Raw genomic sequence first — 20,113 nt, 5'->3', positions numbered from 1 at the left:
TTATGAGCCTTTCGGCGATTTAGAAAATTTACTCAACGGACAAATATAACTGAATTAGCTGTAACTTTCTTTCCGTCATTCCTTCAATTTTGGCCAGTTCCTCAGTGGTAGTTACTTTTTCACGCAGACGCCTGAACTCCCAGATTTTTTTTGCCATTTCAAAAGAGATTCCCGGTACGGTGGAGATGTCGGAAGCAGAGGCCGTGTTCACATTTATCTTCGTTATCTGTTTTGGAGTTTTTACCGTAAAAAGATTAAGTGCGCGCTGTACCACCGAAGGTTCCAATCCGTAAACGCTATATAATTGTACATCGTGTGAAAATCCGCCCAACTTTTCGCGATACGAAATAATTCGTTTGCTCAATGCCTCGCCAATACCACTAACCTGCTGTAACTGCTCTTCCGTAGCGATATTGAGATCTATTTTTTGTGAAAAAGTTTTCTCGGTAAAGCCTTTTTCGCTTTTATAATCTTTGAAATCACTTCTCAGCTTCGGATTGTTGACCCAATCGGGAAATTTAAAATACGGGCTCAATGCATTCAACAACGAATCTGAAACTCCCGTAACCTTTTTAAAATCTGCCGCGGAATTGATCCATTTGCCCTCCTTTCGATATTGCAGCAAACGGTCAATTTCTTCATTGGTCATTCCCAAAACGTAGCCTTTGTAATCTGTAATGAAATTTGGGTTGAAGGGATATTTTTTTGGCTTTTTGCTTTCAATTTCAACTGTACGAAGCGAATCAATTTCTTTTTGCATTGAGACAATTTCCGATGAAGAAATATCCAAAGTATCTTCTTCCGAAAAATCAACGAACCAATAAACACATAATAATGAAACGATGAGCAACAACAAAAGCAAAATCCCACTCCGTTGCTGCTTGCTGAACGTGAAGTGGGATTTTAGTTCCATACAATTTCGTTTTTACATATGTTTCTGCATATCTTCCAAACCATCATCAATGGCTTCGTGTTTGGTACGGATAGCCTTCATATAGCGATTCAATTCTTTTCGTACAACCGGCGTTAATAATACAACACCAATTATGTTAGGCACTACCATCGCGAAAATCATGGCGTCGGAGAAGTTGATAACCGACCCGAGGCTAATAACCGACCCAACCCATATAAAGATACAAAATAACAGTTTATAAATAAGCTCGGTAACTTTTCCTCTTCCGAAGAGATATACCCACCCTTGAATTCCGTAGTAGGACCAAGAGATCATTGTAGAAAAGGCAAATAAAATAACAGCTACGGTCAGCACTACAGAGAAGTGCGGAATCACACTATCAAATGCGGTGGCGGTAAGTTCTACCCCTTCGTTGATTTCTACTCCATATTGAATAATGTTATTGTCAAAATTGGTAATTACAATAACCAAGGCGGTCATAGTACAGATAACAACCGTATCGATAAACGGTTCCAAAAGTGCAACAATTCCTTCGGAAGCGGGATATTTGGTTCGTACTGCAGAGTGGGCAATAGCCGCGGAACCCACACCCGCTTCATTTGAAAATGCACCACGACGAATTCCCTGTATCATTACCCCTACCAATCCACCGGCAATACCGAGGCCACTAAAGGCTCCTTCAAAAATCAACGCAAACGCATCACCTATATGATGGTAATTGGCAACCAAGATTACAATGGCTCCCAAAACATAAATACCCGCCATAAATGGAACTATCTTTTCTGTTACCTTGGCAATTCTTTTAATACCTCCAATGATTACAACTGCTACTATTATAGCCATTGCAATTCCAAACCAAATGGCAGCACTCGTTCCCTGCAGTTCAAAAAGCTGCACAAACTGCGCTGCGGCCTGATTGGCCTGAAACATATTTCCACCGCCAAAAGAACCCCCGATTACAAATATTGCAAAAAGAATAGCAAGTACTTTTCCAAGTCCACCCAGACCTTTTTGACCCAGACCTTTTTTAAGATAATACATGGGCCCGCCGTAAACCGTCCCGTCCGGCCCCACGTCGCGGAATTTTACACCCAGGGTACATTCGGCAAATTTGGACGCCATACCCAGTAAACCTGCCACGATCATCCAGAAGGTTGCTCCCGGTCCGCCAATGGAAAGTGCCACTGCTACTCCGGCAATATTTCCCAGACCTACCGTTGCGGAAAGTGCTGCGGTTAAAGCCTGAAAGTGGGAAACCTCACCATCTGCGCTGTCATCGCGGATAGTCTCTATCAAATTTTCCTGCTCGTTTGGCGTTACGTCGCCGTAAAGTGTATCGGCGCCGTGTTTTTCAATGTCTTCATATTTTCCGCGAACAACCCGAATAGCAGTACCGAAACCTGTGAAGTTTATTAATTTGAAATAGATTGTGAAATAGAATGCCCCTCCGATTAAAACGATAAGAACCCAAGGAATCTGGAAAGATTCCGAAAACGGGATTTCATAAAAAATTAAATCAACAAACCAGCCCGTGTATTTTTGGAATATTGCATCAACTCGGTCAGAAGCTGAGTTATTCTGCGCAAAGGTGATGATTGGTATTAAAAGTGTGATTAGCGAAAGAAGATATTTCTTCATAGTGGAATTTTAAGATTTAACGTTTTAAAAAATAAAACGAAGCAAGATGCTTAAAAAAATCTACAATTTCAAAAAATTAAAAGGAAATTTGTTAACGTTTCCTTAAACACCGTATTCTCTCTTCAAGCTTTCTATTTGTTCGGGGCGCCCGATCAATATAAGTTTAGAATTTTTTTTAAGTATTAGGGAGGGTTCAGGATTTACAATATATTCTCCCGAAGGTGATCGGTAGCCAATTATGGAACAGCCGGTCTTCTTTCTTACATCCAAATCATGAATGGCTTGTTCCCTACCGTCGGGGCACATATTTTCAAACGGTATTTGCTCTACGTTGATGCTATCCTGCTGGCCCGAAACGGTCAAATTGTCCAAAAACTCTACGAGATCCGGCACCACCACCAGGGAAGCCATATGGTCGCCGCCAATTTTATCGGGCATTATTACATTATCTGCCCCGCCAAGTTTCAGTTTTTTATAACTGGTCTCTTCACTGGCGCGGCTTATAATTTTCAGATTTTTGTTCATCTGCCTGGCCGATAGTACGATAAAAAGATTGTCGGCATCGTTTGGGGTGGCGCAGATAAGCGTTGCGGCTCTTTGAATCCCAGCCTTTAAAAGTACATCGTCCTCAATGGCATTGCCGAGGATAAAAAGATTCTTCTCATCCGAAAAACGGTCTATAACATCTTCGTCCTTTTCAATAATAACAAAAGGACGGTTATAAGCCAATAATTTCTGGGCTGCCTGCTTGCCGTTTCTGCCATATCCGCAAACAATAATATGATTATGCATGGATTCCAATTTTTTCTGCACTTTTTTCTGTCTTAAAACACCTATGTTCTTACTTAAAATATATTCGGTAATTACCGAAATGGCGTACCCAACGATAAAGATACTGGAAATGATAAGAAGCGACACAAATATTTTTTCTGCTGGGCTCAAAGGCATGACTTCGCCATAACCAACAGTTGTTATGGTTATTACAGTCATATAAAAAGCATCAATCCAACTATAGTCTGAGAAAAACCTAAATGCTATCACTCCTGTGGCAAAGACGACGAGGAGCAAGAAAACAGCAATGGCTATTTTGGAATTATAAAGTTGCTTCATAAATCAAAGACCGAAGTTCGTTTTGTGTTCACAAGATCCTTCAGTTTTAAAAGGAAAGCCAAAGTAAGATAGATGGCAAAGCCCACTCCGAAAGTGGCGAAGGAAACATAAATAAAAAATAGCCGAACGCTCTTGGCGCGCATTCCCAACCTATCGGCCAAGCGGGAAGACACATAAAAGCCTCGTTTTTCAAGATAATGGCGCAAAGAATATACTGCTTGCAACATAGCTGCAAATTACACTTTTTTCCGCTTTAAATTGAAAGTCAAGTTAAAGAAAAAGTCAGTTTTCCATTATCCTTCTTACTTCGGGCTGGGCGACCGTACCAATTATAGAACTGCCAATGGCGCACTGCAAACATCGGTTCTTGTCGCAATATTCCGTTTTAAGGTGAAGCAATGCCTGACTGTGGCCTGCGCTTTTTGATATCTTTTTTAAAGAATTGAACTTTTTGACGATGGCATTCTCTTCCGAAGAAATTTTGGCGACCAGTTCCAATATTTCGTCAGAAATGTCCCGGCCCTGTTGAACCGCATAGCAAAACTTAATAGGTATAATGGTATTGATTACCAAAAGATCCATCAAGCTCTTGGAAACGCGTTTTTTGCGTTGCAAGGAACCAATCCCAAAATTATAGTGCTTGTCCCAATACTCGCTTCCCGTTACGTTGAACAATTCATAAAACGCTTCTAAATTTTTTCCGGAAATTACTTTTGAAAAAAGGCTGGGCTGCTCAAAATAGAGCATTGCAAATTGTGCCAGGCGCACCGTGGGAAAGTTCGGTGGACGCAGCCTGAAAAACTTCGGGGCAATTACATTGGCATTGTCCAGTTGGAATTTGTGCTTTAAATATCCATAACGGGTTTTCAGCGTTTTGAAATACCAATCCTCCGTATCGCCTTCCAGTAACCCAGCCTGCCCCATTAAAAGGGCCTCCAAATCTTGCCGTTCCTGGCTACATTTTTTTACTACCGAAAAATCAATCGATTTGGCAACGCTGAAAAAGGAATCGCCATTTACCTTCAAGCCAAAATTTTTACAAAGCATTCTAAAAAGTAAACTTTCCCAGTGGTTTTGAGTTTCTTTCAGCTCCTTCAGAAGTATCTTTTCTTTTCTTTGAAGCCGTTCCAGATACAGTCTTTCCAACCAATTTTCCGCAGTAAACTCGTCTATAGAGGCAAAATCATTTTCGCAGTTGATCCATTTTTTTTCCTTTGAAAACAGCTTTTGGTAGCGCTCTTGGGTGGTTTTCGGAACGTGTTTTTTCAAAATAAAAGTAGGAATCGCGGAGCCGTCCTTTCTGTAAATTTCGGCATCGTGTTCCCATACTACGTGGAGGATCACGTTGTCATACGCCACGTCGGTTTCGTGGGCATGGGCATACCAATCGGAAGACTTTAAGTGAATTTCCACATTGCCGGCCCACAGTTGGCCGTCCAATTCAATCTGGGCATTAAAAAAATCAGGGCCAGAGTTCTGGTTATGGCTCCCGGGGTTTTTTATGTGTAAAATTTCACCATTTGAAGTGCAAATACCGCCCACGTCAAACTTCTGAAATTTCCACACGTAGTGCAGAAAATCCTCTTTCATTTGAAACTATTTTAGTGGGGAGTGTTAAACTGTGAGATAAATATAGCGAAAAATATTATGCCTCCGCCTCTTCCTTTTGTAATTTTTCCTGTGTATCTGCCTGTTTTTGAACTTTTTCTGAAATGGTATCCACAAAAAGAATACGGTTCCATTTGTAAAGCCTGCGCGATAGCAACACATACCTAAAAATGCCGACGGCCAAAAAAATCACACAAACCGCAAGGGCCACATAGCCCAACCATTTTATGCTCTCAAAATCCTTTAATTGCAAGATTCCAATTCCGCCCAAAAGTAAGTATAACGAAGAACGAATGTAGGACAGTAGCGTACGCTCGTTGGCCAGTTTGGTACGCTCCAGTGCCAATATTTCATTGGTATTTGCGGGTACCGGCTTGGTGCGAAGAAATCGAAATAATTTTTTGGCTTCGTTTTTCATAGTAGCATAAAAATACGAATTATTTATTGGAGATTGTAACTACAAATTCACGAATAAATATATATCATTCGTGAATTCGCGGTGGAAAATTACAAGGCTCTTATTATATCGTGCTTCGTAATTATATTGTATTTCCCATCGCCCAAATCGACCAAAACGGCATTGTTCTCTTTGTGGATCAGTTTTGAAATTTCTTCAATTGAGGTGCTCTTTTTTACAATTGGGAAAGGTTTGTGCATTACTTCTTTTATAGGAAGATCTGCCACGTTTTTGTTTTCCAAATATTTTCGAAGCAGATCGGTCTCGTCCAAAGCGCCCACAAAGCCAGTAGTGTCCTCCACGGGAATTTGGCTGATGTGGTATTTTTTCATCCTTTCGATAGCGTGGCCCACCAGTTCTTCCGTTTTTACTGTAATTAAAGGTTTATCTGAGTGTTCTTGAATCAAATCCGAAGCATTTTTAACTTCATCTTCCACAAAACCGCGCTCGCGCATCCATTCGTCGTTGTACATTTTACCAATGTAACGACTGCCGTGGTCGTGGAAAAGTACGACGACCACATCGTCCTTCGTAAATTTATCTTTCAGTTGAAGTAAGCCTTTTATGGCCGCCCCGGCAGAATTCCCCAAAAAGAAGCCTTCCATTTTTGCCAGCTTTTGGGTATAGATTGCGGCGTCTTTATCGGTTACTTTAGTAAAACCGTCAATAACACTAAAATCAACATTCTTCGGAAGGATATCTTCGCCAATGCCTTCGGTGATGTAGGGATAGATTTCGTTTTCGTCAAAAATTCCTGTTTCGTGGTATTTTTTAAAAACACTTCCGTAGGTATCAATTCCCCAAATTTTGATGTTGGGGTTTTGTTCCTTTAAATATTTTCCAACGCCGCTAATGGTGCCGCCCGTGCCAACGCCCACCACAAAATGCGTCACTTTTCCGTCGGTCTGTTTCCAGATTTCCGGGCCCGTGCTTTCATAATGTGCCTTGGTGTTGCTGAGATTATCATATTGGTTTACGTACCAACTGTTGGGAGTTTCCTCCGCCAATCGTTTTGAAGTGGAATAATAACTACGCGGATCTTCGGGCGCAACATTTGTGGGGCAAACCACCACTTTGCTGCCCACGGCTTTCAAAATATCGATCTTTTCCTTGCTCTGTTTGTCGCTGATTACGCAGACCATTTTGTAGCCTTTTACGATGGCGGCAAGCGCAAGGCCCATTCCCGTATTGCCGGAGGTTCCCTCGATAATTGTCCCGCCGGGTTTCAGCCTTCCGTCGGCTTCGGCGTCTTCTATCATCTTTACGGCCATTCTATCCTTTACCGAATTTCCAGGGTTGAAAGTTTCGTATTTGGCGAGCACCAAAGCGGGAATATCCCCAATTATTTTGTTGATTTTCACCATGGGCGTATTACCGATGGTTCCTAATATATTTTCTGCGTATTCCATAACAAATTTTAGAAGTGCAAAGGTATAAAAAAGTCCTCCCCCAGCCCCTCCAAAGGAAGGGAGATTTTTATGAGCTTGATAAATTATCGATTAAAAAAAAGACCCCAAAGGTTTTTGAAACCTTTGGGGTCTAAGTTCGTTACTCAAACCGAATCGCCTTCACCGGAGAAATTTTCGAAATAATAAAAGAAGGTATCAAAAGCATCAAAAGGCAAAGCAAAAATGTGCCCGCGTTCAATATTAAAATATAGTCCCAATGCAAATAAACTGGGGCTTCGTTTACGTAATAAGTATCTGGGTTTAGTTTGAAAATTTTACCGTATTTCTGAATTAAAAGCACGCCAATACCAATGACATTTCCCCAAAAAAGACCAACGCCAATTAAGTACATGGCGTTATACAAAAACACTTTGCGCACGCTCCAATCACTACCACCTAAGGCCTTCAGAATTCCTATCATTTGGGTGCGTTCCAAAATCAAAACCAGCAACGCGGTAATCATATTGATGCCCGCCACCAAAATCATTATTCCAATAATCATTATAATGTTGAAGTCAAAAAGATCCAGCCACTCAAAGATAGAGGCATATTTTTGGCGGATGGTCTGGGTGTCGAGCGTGCTTCCGGTTTCGTTGTAAACTTCGTTGCCAATTGGGACTATTTCATCAAAATCATCCACAAAAACCTCAAAGGCGCCAATTTGGTCAGCTTCCCATTTATTCAATCTTTGAATGTGGCGAATGTCCGTTATTATGAATTGTTCATCAAACTGCTGAAAGCCGCTGTTATAAATTCCAACAATATCAAAACCGCGGCTGCGTGGGGTTTTTGAGACTTCATCGTTCAGAAAAAAAGTGGTGACTTTATCGCCCAGTTTCAGATGTAGCCTATTCGCCAAATATTCCGAAATCAGGATGTCCTCATTTAAATCACCTTTAAAATCGGGCAGTTTTCCCTCAACCAAATAATCCTTGAAATATTCCCAATCATAATCCTCGCCAACGCCTTTTACCACCACGCCCTCAAAATCGGTTTCGGTACGGATTACGCCACCTTTGGAAGCAGTAACCTGCACGTGCTTTATTCCGTCAATATTTTTAAAGGTTGGATAGAAATCCTGGTTTTTTGAAATCGGGTTTTGGGAATCGTTGGAAAAATTGGTGTCGAAATTCGTAATAATGATATCGCCGTTAAATGCCGAAACCTTTTCGCGAATCTTTTTTTGGAGTCCAACGCCTGTGGCAATGGAAACTAGCATCATAATAATACCAAGCGCAATTGCGGTGATTGCAATTTTTATTATCGGTGCCGAAATACTACTTTTATAGTCCTTGGAAGCAATGATGCGCCGAGCGATGAAAAATTCGAAATTCACTACGATTTTATGGGCTTAACTTTTTTCAAAAATACAGTTTTATTGGTTGTTTTGACTATTATTTCCTGCGGAAGTCAGAATAAAGAAAAAATAGAAACGACCGAATCCAAAGAGTTAAGCATGGATGATATTGTATATGTCAATGATAAAATTATACTTGGGGCAAACAGGTTTTCAGAATATCATTATCTATTAAAAGGAAAACAAATAGGTGTTGTAGCGAATCAAACTTCAATGGTTGAGGATATTGCGGATGAAGAATATCAAACCTCACCTCAGCATACATTTTATATGGAATTTCATTTAGTAGATCATCTAATAAAAAGCGGAATTTCAGTAAAAAAAGTTTTTGCCCCAGAACACGGTTTCCGAGGTACTGCAGATGCCGGGGAGCACGTGAAAGATGGCGTGGATTCTAAAACTGGCGTTCCTTTAATTTCACTTTACGGCAGCAATAAAAAACCTTCGCAGGAACAATTAAAAGGAATTGACGTAGTTGTTTTTGACATACAGGATGTGGGCGCTCGGTTTTACACCTACATTTCAACACTTCACTATGTTATGGAAGCTTGCGCGGAAGTTGGAATTCCCGTTATTGTTTTGGACCGCCCAAACCCCAACGGACATTATATTGACGGCCCAATTTTGGAACCCGAAAACCAGAGTTTCGTAGGTATGCACCCTATTCCGGTAGTTCACGGAATGACTATTGGCGAATATGCACAGATGATTAATGGCGAAGGCTGGTTAAAAGATAAAATAAAATGCAAATTGACTGTGGTTAAAATGCAAAACTACACGCACGAAACACCTTATGCACTTCCCATAAAACCATCCCCCAATTTACCGAACGCTCAATCCATAAACCTATATCCAAGTCTTTGCTTTTTTGAAGGCACTTTTATTAATGCTGGACGCGGCACGGATATACAATTCCAGGTTTTTGGGGCGCCTAGTTTGCCTGCTTCAAAATATACTTTTGAATATACGCCACAATCCAATGAAGGCGCAAAAAACCCAAAATTCAAAGGGGAACTTTGCCATGGAAAAGATCTTCGAAAAGAACCACGTTTGAATAAAATCAATTTGGAATGGTTGATTGATGCTTATAATGCCAACGGAAAAAAGAAAGATTTTTTCAATTCTTTTTTTGTGAAACTTGCCGGAACTGACAAATTGCAAAAACAAATTGAGGAAGGTTTATCTGCCGAAGAAATTCGGGATTCTTGGAAGGAAGGGCTTGCTAATTTTCAGAAAATTCGAGCGAAATATTTACTTTATCCTTAAAAAGTTTTCAGTCGCAGAATTCCCCGCAACTGAAAACTGCGACTGCGACTGCTTACTTAATTATTCGTTTCATCTCCTCCACAATATTATTAGCTGCCGGACAAATGGCGACATTTTTCATCGTTAGGTGTGAAATCTGCTGAAATTTCTTTCTATCAGTGTGTGGAAATTCGCGACAGGCTTTTGGACGAACGTCGTAAATGCTACAATAATTATCGGTGCCCAAAAAAGTGCAGGGAACGCTTTGTAAAACGTAATCTTTATCTTCGTCAATCCGCAAATAGGTTTCGATGAATTGCTGCGGTTTCATTCGAAAATGTTTTGAAATACGCTCGATATCTTTATCCGTAAAGAGCGGGCCGGTGGTTTTGCAGCAATTGGCGCAGGTGAGACAATCTGTTCTTTTGAATTCTTCCTCATGCAATTCCAGCATCAAACTGTCGAGGTGTTTGGGCGGTTTCTTTTTCAGCTTTGCAAAAAATTTTTTGTTTTCTGCTTCGGCTTCCTTTGCTTTTTGGGGAAGTTGTTTCAGAATTTCTTCCATTACTCTACTTCATAAACTTTTTCACCGTTAATGAATGTTGCGAGTACTTTTGTGTTTGGAAGTTCCTTTTCGTCAACGTTCATAATATCTTTATCAAGAACCGTAAAATCAGCAAACTTTCCTACTTCGATACTACCTTTTTCGTTTTCCTCAAAATTGGCGAAAGCTGCCCAAATAGTCATTCCTTTTAAAGCTTCTTCGCGAGTTAAGGCATCCTTCATTTGAAAACCATTTTCAGGATAATTTTTTAAATCTTTTCGGGCAACGGCAGCGTAAAAGGTGTACATTGGGTTTACATGCTCAACCGGAAAATCGGTTCCCAAAGCGATGCTTCCTGCCTTTTCCAATAATTCCTTATACGCATAAGCTCCTTTTATACGTTCCGCTCCCACTCTATCCTCGGCCCAATACATATCGCTGGTGGCGTGCGTTGGTTGTACCGAAGGAAGAATATTGTTGTTATCATCAAAATAATCGAAATCCTGTGCTGAAATAATCTGTGCATGTTCCACTCTCCAGCGTCTGTCGGTTTTACCTTTCAAAGCTTTTTTATAGGCCCGAAGCACTGCAATATTTGCGGAATCCCCAATGGCGTGCGTATTCATTTGAAATTCAGAAGCAGCGATTTTTTCAGCTAAATATTTCAGGCTATCTGCGGTGGCAATCATTGCACCATAATGCCCAGGCATATCGCTGTATGGTTCACGCATTGCGGCACCGCGGGACCCCAAAGCGCCATCTGAATAAACCTTAAAGGAACGTACATTTAATCTATCGGTTTTATAAATTCCGTTACTTAAATAATAATCACGGTTTTGGGGACTGTTGCTGACCATCGCGTACATTCTTAGTTTGAATTTTCCTTCTTTTTGAAGTTGGTCAATGAGTTCAATGATATTTCTATCCAAACCAGCATCGTCAACAGTTGTCAATCCGTATTGTAAGCATAATTTTTCAGCTTCCAAAAGTGCTTCGATGGAAACTTCAGGTGTAGTTTCCGGGAAGGTTTTCCCTATTAATCGCATTGGCGCATCAACAATTATTCCCGTTGGCTCGCCGTTTTTCAAAACTATTTCGCCTCCGGCAACTTTAGTTTTTGAAGTAATTCCAGCCAATTCCAAAGCCTTTGAATTAACCAACATAGCGTGACCGTCAATTCTCCGCAAAGAAACTGGCGTATCTGGAAATAAGGAATCCAATTCTTTTTTAGTGGGGAAATTTTTATCATCCCAATCGTTTTGGTCCCAACCGCGACCAATTATATAAGGCATTTTCTTTTCTTCCTGAAAGGCCACAACACGGCCCAAAACCTCTTCAAAACTTTTGGTTCCTACTAAATCTACTTGTTGTAAACTCATACCAAGGCCGTACAAATGCGCGTGGGCATCAATCAATCCCGGAACTACGGTATTGCCCTTTGCGTCATAAGTTTCCTTGATTTTATATTTCAGTTCAAGCTCAGGTTTTAAGCCTATTTCGAGGATTTTTCCGTTTTTTACAACTAAGGCATTTGCAGTGCTGAAATCTTTATCAACCGTATAAATGGTTGCGTTTTTTATCAGTAAATCTGCTGGAAGTTTTTCTGGGGCGCAAGAAGCAATTGATATTGCTAATAAAAGGAAGAATAGTTTTTGCATAATTAGTTCTCTTAGGGTGTAAAAATAGAAAACATCCGCCAAAGACGGATGTTTTCTGAAATTATAATTTCTTTTTAGAGACTACCAATCAAACTTATAGGTAACCCCAGCCAAACCTTGAATTCCCTGCACGGGATAATTCAACCACTTTTCGTAATTATCGCCAAAAAGGTTACTTCCCTTTACAAATGCTGAAAGCCTATCCGTGAACCTATAACCAAAGTGAAGATTGGCATCAACGTAGCCATCCAAGGTTACCTCTTGATTTATGGAATTCCCGAAAGGATCATTATTATAAACCAAATCCTTACGCTCGCCCACGTAAAACAAGGAAGCGCCACCGTATAATTTTTCGGTTATGTTGAAATCTGAAAACACCGAAGCCTTTAAATCCGGTAAGTTCCACGCTTCGTTTTGCAAATCTGTACTGTAACTATTATACGTTCCGTTTATTCCCAGTGTGAATGTATTCGAAACCTCCACTTTCAGTTCCGCGAAAAAAGCAAGTGTATTCACATCATCATAAACCACATTGAAGGAATTTCCGTATTCGTATCCTTCAAAATTTGCGCTGTAAATCTTTAAAGGATTCATTTGAAAAAGCGCACGGTTTTCATCTTTTCCGTAAGAAGCCCGAACATTGTAGGCCACAGAATTAGAGATTTTCCCTTTAATTCCGCCGAAACCTTCGTAGAGTTTTTTGGTAGGCGCAATATTTAAGGTAGGCGAAACAAATGGATTTTCTTCCTTAAAATTATAGTAGGAATTTTGCTGAAGCCCGCCTTCTGCACCTCCGTAAACAATCACGGTTTCGGCCAGTAAACGGTACGAAGCATTCAATCTTGGGTATAACGAAAATTCCGTGTCGCTGTTTTCGGAATCCACACTCACGTATGCCGCAACCCCCAATGAAACCGATAAATCATCATTTACAAAAGTGATTGACGGTGCCAAACCTGCGTTTAAATAACTGCATTTAATGTCTGAAGTGTTTGAGTAATTTCTGTCAAAACTTCCACTTAAATAATCAATATCGCCATCAATATTAAAAGTCAAATTTTCCAACGGAAACGAAAACTCAGGCTTCAAAGTAGCATTAAATTCCGAAGAAGAAAACGCATCGCCCAAATAGCGAATTTTTAAGGCCGCTTTTTCAAAAAACGAATCGTCCAACGCAATACTTCCGCCTGCGTAACCACTAAAATACATCTGCAACGGATCAATATCAGCAATCACGTTATCGGGATACGTTACGTAATCTTCGGGCAAACCGTACCAATTGTATATTTGATGCTCCACGCCCGCATCGAGCCTGTAGGTTGCATCTTTTTGTCTGCTTGTGTAATTGGCATCAAGGCTGGTATCGTAATATTTATTGTCCAATTTTACATCTTTTATATCGCCCTGCGAAGAATTGTGACGGAAGAAAAACCCGGCGTTATCGGTACGGCTGATTTCAAAATTGCTGTAAAACTCGCCCAAAATGGAAGTGTAATTCCCGAAGCCGAGCGTTGCGTAATTATCGTATAATTTAATGGGTTTTGCCTTTTCAACTGTAGTAGCCTTGCCTTTCGCAGGTGTAAAAGTGGAAGCCACCGGAACCGAAAAAATGCTGTACTTCACCTCCTTTTTTGTGGTTGAAATGGAATCGTTCAATTCAGGGGTTTCCTTCACTTTAAAGGCATCCGAAATTGTGGGCGTGTATGGTTTTACAATATTTACAACCTCAGGATCGAGTTCTTTTTCCTGCGAAAACATCGAAAGATTGAACAATAATATTGTTGCGATTGAAAATAATACTATGCGTTTCTTTGACATATTTATAGTAATATCGTTTTAAAATAATTGCTTAGTTTCCGCCAGTTTCAACGGAAGAATTGGTTTTCGCCTCCGCATTTTTAATTACTGCGAGTTCTGCTTTTGCCTCTTCTACTACCTCTGGGAAATCGGTAAAGTTTTTGGTCACACTTTCCAAAATATAGGTCGCCTGGTACGCATCCTTCAAAGCGTAAAAATTCTTCGCCATCCGCACCAAACCTTTGGCACCGTAGAGTTTATAGCCCGAATAATCCTTCGCCAATTTTTGTACGGAAGCGTTTGAAGCTTCGTAATTGCCTTCCTTATTTTTGAAATACGCATCGAAATAAAGCGCTTCGGCAGCAAGGGCTCCGGTCGCTATTTTCTGTACTTCTGCGTAAGCGGTTTTGGCTTTTGCTTCATTATTGGTTTTCATTGCAGAACGTGCAATAATCACCTGCGCATCACTTTTAATTGAATTGTCTATTTTAGAATTTTGAAGCACTTTTTCGGCATAATTTACCGCTTCGGCATATTGCTTCAATTCATACGAAGCCTTCATACTGTTGGTCTGCGCGAAGATGATGTTCTGCGGAAAATCTGCTTCGGCTTCCAAACGGGTTAAATATTTTAAGGCGTTTTGGTAATCCTTTTTACCCAAATACAATTCTGAAACCCGCGCCAAAGCCTGTTCGGTAAATTCGCTTCGCTCGCGGTTCACAACATATTCAAAATGCGGAATGGCTTGATCGCTTCTTCCGTCAGCGAAATAAATCTGTCCCAAATAGAAATGCGCATTTCGGGCGTGCAGACCATTGGGAAATTGCTGCAAATAATCCTCAAAACGGCTCTGCGCCTGACTCTGTTTGTTTTCCAAATATGGCTGTTCTGCCGCTGCATAAGCCGCGTCGTCAAGTTCGGTGTCGCCCACTTGTACGTAATCCAAGGTTTTTACCCAGCGGGCGTATTCGTCCACATTGCCCTGATCTATATAAATGAGTTTTGCCGAAGAAACCGCTTGTAACGCTTCGGGCGTAGATGGAAAATCCTTTGTTACTTGTTTAAAAATAGCAAGCGCTTCGTTGCTTTTTCCGGCATTTTCATAAATCAACGCTTTTTTCAACAGTGCTTTTGAAACGAAGCTGCTGTTCGGAATATCGCGGACCAATTGATCGTAAGCCGAAATCGCTTCGTTGGTCCTGTTTTGCGCCACGTAGGTATTTCCCAATTCATACAGCGCATCGTCGCGGTAAACGGATTTTGGATATTTTTTTATAAAGGCAATCAGTTCCTCGATTTTCTTTTCGCTTCGGTCCACAAAACCATAGCTGATGGCTTTTTGAAACTGCGCATAATCGTTATCGCCGCCCAAATCGATTGCGGCGTTGTAATTTTCCATTGCGGGCCAATATTGGCTTGTCACGAAATAGCTGTCGCCCAATCGCAGGTATGCGTCCTTTTTTCGGACGGTTTCAGCGTAGGAAGAACCTACGTAACTTTTGAAATTTGAAATGGCTTCAGTATAATTTTTAAGTTTGAATTGGTTGTAGGCCAAATTGTATTTCAAGTTTTTATATTCTGAAGTGTTCTGTGCGCCCGGCATTTCTGCAAACTTTTTATAGCCCGCCAACGATTTTTCGAAATTTGAGAGTTGGTAATCGCTTTCAGCCTTCCAATAAGTTGCGCGCGCTGTGAAATCCTGATTTTTGGGATATTTCAGGCTTTTGTCAAAAAACGAAATCGCTTCGTTGTAATCGGCTTCGTTGTACAATTCAATTCCACGGTAAAAAGCAACTTTTTGATAGGCGGCTTCATCAGCAAAGTTTTTGTTGTTTTCCAGCAAATCCAACGCCTCTTTATAATTTTTTGAAGTGATGTAACTGTCGATCAACAATCGTTTCAACTCATCATTATTGACGTTGTTTGGGTATTTTTCAATAAAGGAAAGCAAAACCTGCGGCGTGCTTTTGTAGCTGTTCCCAATTTCGTAGCTCAGTTTTGCATAATTCAAATAAGCATCTTCCTGAATTTCGGCACTGAAATCCATTTCCGAAGCATTTTTAAAAGCGTTTAACGCTTCCTGTTTTTTGTCGAGTTTCAGATAACTTTCCGCCAAATGGTAATAGGCATTTTGGGCCACGGCATTCCTTCCATCCACAATTTTGTTGAACTCGCCGATGGCACTTTCGTAATCGCCCTGTTTGTAATATGCGTACCCCAATTGGTAGTAATCGGTATTGTTCCACTTGCCGCGAAAACCTTTGTATTCCTTTAAATATGGAATGGCTTCGGCATATTTTTCAAGATTGAAATAGCTCTCACCAATAATTTTTGAAAGTTGACTTTTCTCCTGCGGGCTGGATTTATCAAACTGCTCCTTCCCCATCGCGATGGCCTTTTCGAAATTTCCGAGCTTGAAATTCATATCGGCTTGGTAATAACTAAGGTCTTCCGAATAGCGTTCCTCCCCTTTTACTTCCTCAAAATTTTTGTTGGCTTCCTCATAATCGTCGCCTTCGTAAGCGATAAAACCCAGATAATACTTCGCCTGCGAGCCGTATTTCTGCGAAGTGGAAACTTTGTTGAAATAGCTTTTTGCCTCGTCATATCGCTTCGCCTTAAAATAGACGTATCCGTTATTAAAATTGAAACGTTCTTGCTCACTTCGACTTAAATTTGAAGTGTCAACCTTATCGTACCACTTTTGGGCGTGCGAATATTTTCCGTTTTCGAAATAATAGTTTGCGACATCTATAAATGCAGAATTTCGCTTCAAACTCGTGGGATATTTCTCCACAAATTCCTCCATCAACTGGTCGGCGTTTTGCTGGTTCAATCTCACCGCCGCATTGGCAATATAATAGGCACAATCGCTCTGCACGGTTTCGTCTTCGCTGCTGTTTTTTATTTTGTCAAAAAGACTTTGCGCGGCTAAAAACTGCCCGTTATTGTAGAGTTCCAGTGCTTGGTTGAAATCGGCGAGATCATTTGTAAAGACCGCTGTTTGCTGTGAAAAGGACGAAAATGAAAGGAATAGGAAAAGTGAAAAAACAAGAAAATTCTTTATCATTATTTACAGTTTTTGTGGCGTAAAGATATTTAACTTTAAATGTAGCTTTCGGCGATACTGTAAATTTTTAAGGTTTAATTAACGAATGATTTTTTGGTGGATTTTCTTAGGAATATAACGACGTAAAATTGAAATAAGTATGCACCTCTTCAACAGATTTTAACATACATTGAAACGCTTTAAAAAAATACCGTAATTTTAAAACTTTACAAATTATAAAAGCATCGTTATGAACAGATTATTGATTTTCGGCATTCTAATGTTTTCACTTTCCGCCACAGCACAGCGCAATCCTTTTAAAAATCTTTCTGAAAAGGATGGAAAAATAGGCATTGGCACAACTACTCCCGATGAGCTTTTGACCGTAAAAGGAAAAATCCACACCCAGGAAGTTCTGGTAGATCTTGAGGGAGCAGTTGCACCCGATTATGTGTTTGAAACCTATTATAACGGTTTTTCTGAAATGATGCCGGAATATAGTTTGATTACCTTGGAAGAACTGGAAGCGTTTTTAAAAGAAAACAATCATCTGCCGAATGTGCCTTCTGCCGAAACTATGCAGAAGGAGGGAATTTCGCTAAAAGAAATGAACTTGCTTTTGCTGCAAAAAATTGAGGAATTGACGCTCTACACGCTTCAGCAGCAAAAGGAGATTGATGCATTGAAAGAAAAAATTTCAGAAAAATAAATATGTTGGCAGTAATCAGTTGCAGTTTGAAGTAATTCAAATTACTTTTGAAATCGAAATCGTAAATCTATAATCCCAATGGCCGATACCGTATTATTTTTAAAAGATGCTTCCATTTATCAAGGCGACAACCTAGTTCTTTCGGATGTTTCCGTTTCAGTGGAAAAAGGCGAATTTGTCTATTTAATCGGAAAAACGGGAACCGGAAAAAGTAGTTTTATGAAAACGCTTTACGGCGATCTTCCGCTGCAGGAAGGCGAAGGGAATATTGTGGGCTACGATTTGGCTACCTTAAAAGAAAAGAATATTCCTTTTTTACGCAGAAAACTGGGCGTGGTTTTTCAGGATTTTAAACTTTTGAACGATCGCACGGTGCGCGACAATCTAAATTTTGTTTTGACGGCCACCGGTTGGAAGGACAAAGCTGCGATGGAAAGCAAGATAAACGAGGTATTGGACAAGGTAGATATGAAAACCAAAGCCTTTAAATACCCTTACCAACTTTCGGGCGGGGAGCAGCAACGTGTTGCCATTGCACGTGCTCTTTTGAACGATCCCGAACTTATTCTCGCAGATGAGCCTACGGGAAACCTAGACCCACAAACGAGCGTGGAAGTAATGGAAGTTTTACGTGAGATAAATAAAAACGGCAACACCATCTTAATGGCAACACACGATTATGCCCTGTTGCTGAAGTATCCTTCCAAAACCTTAAAATGTGATGAAAACCAGATTTTTGAGGTCGTGCAGAAAACGGTTTGAAAATAAGTAGTTCAGTTTTCAGTCGCAGTCCCAGTTTACAGAATTTAAGTTTCTAAGTAGTGATTTTTGTTCCAAACTTTCGGGGTTACGAACGCGGTGGCTCAAACCTTCCAATTAACTTTCAATCATTCAAAATGCTCGGGTCGCGCAGCTGCAATTCGCATTCCTTTTTGAGAGTTAGGTCAATTTTAAGATGAATTTTTCCTTTCGCGTTCGGTCTTAGGACGGTATTTTCAGAAATTACAATTCGCTTTTTTGAGGTAAGATTTAAAGTTGCTTCTTCAGTAAATTTCTGATTTTGCATAACTACTTCAGAAATAGAAGTCAGTTTAAAATCCCAGCGACTGAACCGCTGGTTTTCAATTTTTACTGGTTCCTTTTCAGCAAACATATCGAAAACCATTTTTACCGCGCGGCCTGTATTCAGCATTCCCGCACCGTACATTCCCGCATAGGGTTTGTTGGGCTCCACGTCGTCTATATTGGTAGAAGTGAATTTTAGGATGGTTTCAACCTCTTCCGCGGGAAGACAGGGATAAAGCGAAAACATAAGCCCAATACTGCCCGTAACCAATGGTGCCACCCCTGAAGTTTGGTTAAATTGACTAACGTCGTCAAAACCGTTGAGGGCTCGTTCACCGTATCTATAAATACCCTGTGAAGGAGCTACAATGTCAATTTCACTATTCAAATTTCGGATGCTGATAGGATACAAATGCGGAACCTGAGTAGTATCATTATTTTTAAAACCACCGGTAAGCCCCACATAATAGCGAATATTTTTTATGTAATACAAGCCCTTATCTTCTTCAATCTGAATATTTTCAGAATAATGTGCATAGCGGTGCGAAGCAGAAGAAACCGCAATAACTTTATCATATGAAGCTGGATAATAAGGTTTTTTTCCCTTTGTTTCCGAAAAAGGTGGGTTGTGGCCTATTGCAACCACTACTGTACCATTGTCCATCATTTCATAAATAGCCTGCTGGGCCGTTTCATAATAGTGTGCAAGCCCCCAACTACAATTGATAACTTTCACTCCTAATTTGGAAAGCTCAACGAGTTGCTCTAAATTATTTATGTGTCTATAATTGGTGGAATAAACACTACAATCGTAACATACCCCCGGAATGGCATACCCATTGTCTCCTTGGCCGGCCGCAGATTCAGCAACAGAAAATCCGTGGCCTTTTGCCATAAAAGACTCCCTTATAATCTTACTTTTTCCTTCAAATTCCTTATCGTCTGTTTTGATGGACCCATCCGAAATTCCAATAATTACATCGCGCGAACCTGTTGTGTAATACCAAGCTTTCGGAACCTCCATTACGTCAAGATAATCCAGATTAACTTGCGCTCCCAAATTATCGCCGATGGTACTTGTCAATCCGTAATCATTGGGTTCAAAAATTTTTTTGTCCTCTTCGGCTATCAATTCGCCAAACTCAAAAATATGGGAAACATTTTGCAATAAATCTGTCATCATTGCTTCATTATCGGCAATTACAAAAAAAGTTTTTTTAAGGTTTTGTTTTTTGGCGTGTTTCCAGGTTTTTTTGAAAATTTTAATTTTATAGTTTTTTAAAGCTGCCTTCAGCCTTGCATCTTTACCCGAATAGCTCAAATAATCTCCTTTTTTTTCAAAGGAAGGCACGAAAGAAGTATCGCGCGCACGCAGATAAAACCAGGCCTCTTGTTGGGAGTAAGCTGAAAGTGTAGAAAAAACAACAAAAACTAAAATAAATATCCGCACAGCTGATTCTTTTTTTACAAGATACATTTTTTTTAATTTTTTTTTGAAAACGATTTTTTATGGAC

The 20,113-nt window shown here is 40.2% G+C and carries 16 protein-coding genes; 3 read left to right on the top strand and 13 right to left on the bottom strand.

The features are described 5' to 3' along the window. Positions 1–28 precede the first annotated feature (28 nt). The 8 genes from LS48_RS12180 to LS48_RS12145 form a co-directional block, all read right to left on the bottom strand. Positions 29–913 (bottom strand): ComEA family DNA-binding protein, encoded by an 885-nt coding sequence (locus LS48_RS12180; protein WP_062622792.1) that lies wholly within the window; start codon positions 911–913, stop codon positions 29–31. A 12-nt stretch (positions 914–925) separates the two neighbouring features. Beyond that, a complete protein-coding gene (locus LS48_RS12175; RefSeq protein ID WP_062622791.1) occupies positions 926–2,551 on the bottom strand; it encodes an alanine/glycine:cation symporter family protein in 1,626 nt (541 codons plus the stop codon). A 102-nt stretch (positions 2,552–2,653) separates the two neighbouring features. Beyond that, positions 2,654–3,661 carry a potassium channel family protein gene (locus LS48_RS12170; RefSeq protein ID WP_045081568.1) on the bottom strand — a complete coding sequence of 336 codons (1,008 nt, stop codon included), beginning with the start codon at positions 3,659–3,661 and terminating at the stop codon, positions 2,654–2,656. After that, entirely contained in the window at positions 3,658–3,888 is a 231-nt protein-coding gene (locus LS48_RS12165; protein WP_045081567.1) for a PspC family transcriptional regulator, read from the bottom strand. Before LS48_RS12165 ends, LS48_RS12170 begins: the two co-directional genes overlap by 4 nt. 55 nt (positions 3,889–3,943) lie before the next feature. Continuing rightward, a complete protein-coding gene (locus LS48_RS12160; RefSeq protein ID WP_062622790.1) occupies positions 3,944–5,251 on the bottom strand; it encodes a DUF2851 family protein in 1,308 nt (435 codons plus the stop codon). 55 nt (positions 5,252–5,306) lie between these two features. Then, positions 5,307–5,687, bottom strand: coding sequence for a DUF202 domain-containing protein (locus LS48_RS12155; RefSeq protein ID WP_045081565.1), 381 nt, complete (start codon positions 5,685–5,687; stop codon positions 5,307–5,309). Positions 5,688–5,776: 89 nt separating this feature from the next. Beyond that, complete coding sequence (locus LS48_RS12150) at positions 5,777–7,135, bottom strand: pyridoxal-phosphate dependent enzyme (RefSeq protein WP_062622789.1); 1,359 nt, start codon at positions 7,133–7,135, stop codon at positions 5,777–5,779. Between the two features lie 139 nt (positions 7,136–7,274). Then, positions 7,275–8,510 (bottom strand): ABC transporter permease, encoded by a 1,236-nt coding sequence (locus tag LS48_RS12145; RefSeq protein ID WP_062622788.1) that lies wholly within the window; start codon positions 8,508–8,510, stop codon positions 7,275–7,277. 9 nt (positions 8,511–8,519) lie between these two features. Between LS48_RS12145 and LS48_RS12140 the strand changes: the two genes are divergently transcribed. Beyond that, positions 8,520–9,797 (top strand): exo-beta-N-acetylmuramidase NamZ family protein, encoded by a 1,278-nt coding sequence (locus LS48_RS12140; RefSeq protein ID WP_062622787.1) that lies wholly within the window; start codon positions 8,520–8,522, stop codon positions 9,795–9,797. Between the two features lie 52 nt (positions 9,798–9,849). Here LS48_RS12140 and LS48_RS12135 read toward each other — a convergent pair whose 3' ends face one another. The 4 genes from LS48_RS12135 to LS48_RS12120 form a co-directional block, all read right to left on the bottom strand. Next, positions 9,850–10,341 carry a YkgJ family cysteine cluster protein gene (locus LS48_RS12135; protein WP_062622786.1) on the bottom strand — a complete coding sequence of 164 codons (492 nt, stop codon included), beginning with the start codon at positions 10,339–10,341 and terminating at the stop codon, positions 9,850–9,852. Next, the gene (locus LS48_RS12130; RefSeq protein ID WP_062622785.1) at positions 10,341–11,978 is read right to left on the bottom strand and encodes an amidohydrolase; all 1,638 of its coding nucleotides are present in this window, start codon (positions 11,976–11,978) and stop codon (positions 10,341–10,343) included. The genes LS48_RS12135 and LS48_RS12130 overlap by 1 nt, the downstream gene beginning before the upstream one ends. An 81-nt stretch (positions 11,979–12,059) precedes the next feature. Beyond that, positions 12,060–13,796, bottom strand: coding sequence for a porin family protein (locus LS48_RS12125; protein WP_062622784.1), 1,737 nt, complete (start codon positions 13,794–13,796; stop codon positions 12,060–12,062). A 31-nt stretch (positions 13,797–13,827) separates the two neighbouring features. Further along, entirely contained in the window at positions 13,828–16,845 is a 3,018-nt protein-coding gene (locus LS48_RS12120; protein ID WP_062622783.1) for a tetratricopeptide repeat protein, read from the bottom strand. 229 nt (positions 16,846–17,074) lie between these two features. On the opposite strand from LS48_RS12120, the gene LS48_RS12115 reads away from it, so the two are divergent. Continuing rightward, entirely contained in the window at positions 17,075–17,533 is a 459-nt protein-coding gene (locus LS48_RS12115; RefSeq protein WP_062622782.1) for a tail fiber protein, read from the top strand. A 78-nt stretch (positions 17,534–17,611) separates the two neighbouring features. Continuing rightward, on the top strand, positions 17,612–18,295 hold the full coding sequence (locus tag LS48_RS12110; protein WP_062622781.1) for a cell division ATP-binding protein FtsE: 684 nt from the start codon (positions 17,612–17,614) through the stop codon (positions 18,293–18,295). A 121-nt stretch (positions 18,296–18,416) separates the two neighbouring features. On the opposite strand, the gene LS48_RS12105 is transcribed toward LS48_RS12110, so the two are convergent. Then, positions 18,417–20,075 (bottom strand): S8 family peptidase, encoded by a 1,659-nt coding sequence (locus LS48_RS12105; protein WP_062622780.1) that lies wholly within the window; start codon positions 20,073–20,075, stop codon positions 18,417–18,419. Between the last annotated feature and the right edge of the window lie 38 nt (positions 20,076–20,113).

Source organism: Aequorivita aquimaris (assembly GCF_001573155.1).
In the GTDB taxonomy this organism is placed as follows: Bacteria; Bacteroidota; Bacteroidia; order Flavobacteriales; family Flavobacteriaceae; genus Aequorivita; species Aequorivita aquimaris.
The sequence above is the reverse complement of the archived record's forward strand: the minus strand, read 5'-3'. Positions and strand labels throughout refer to the sequence as shown.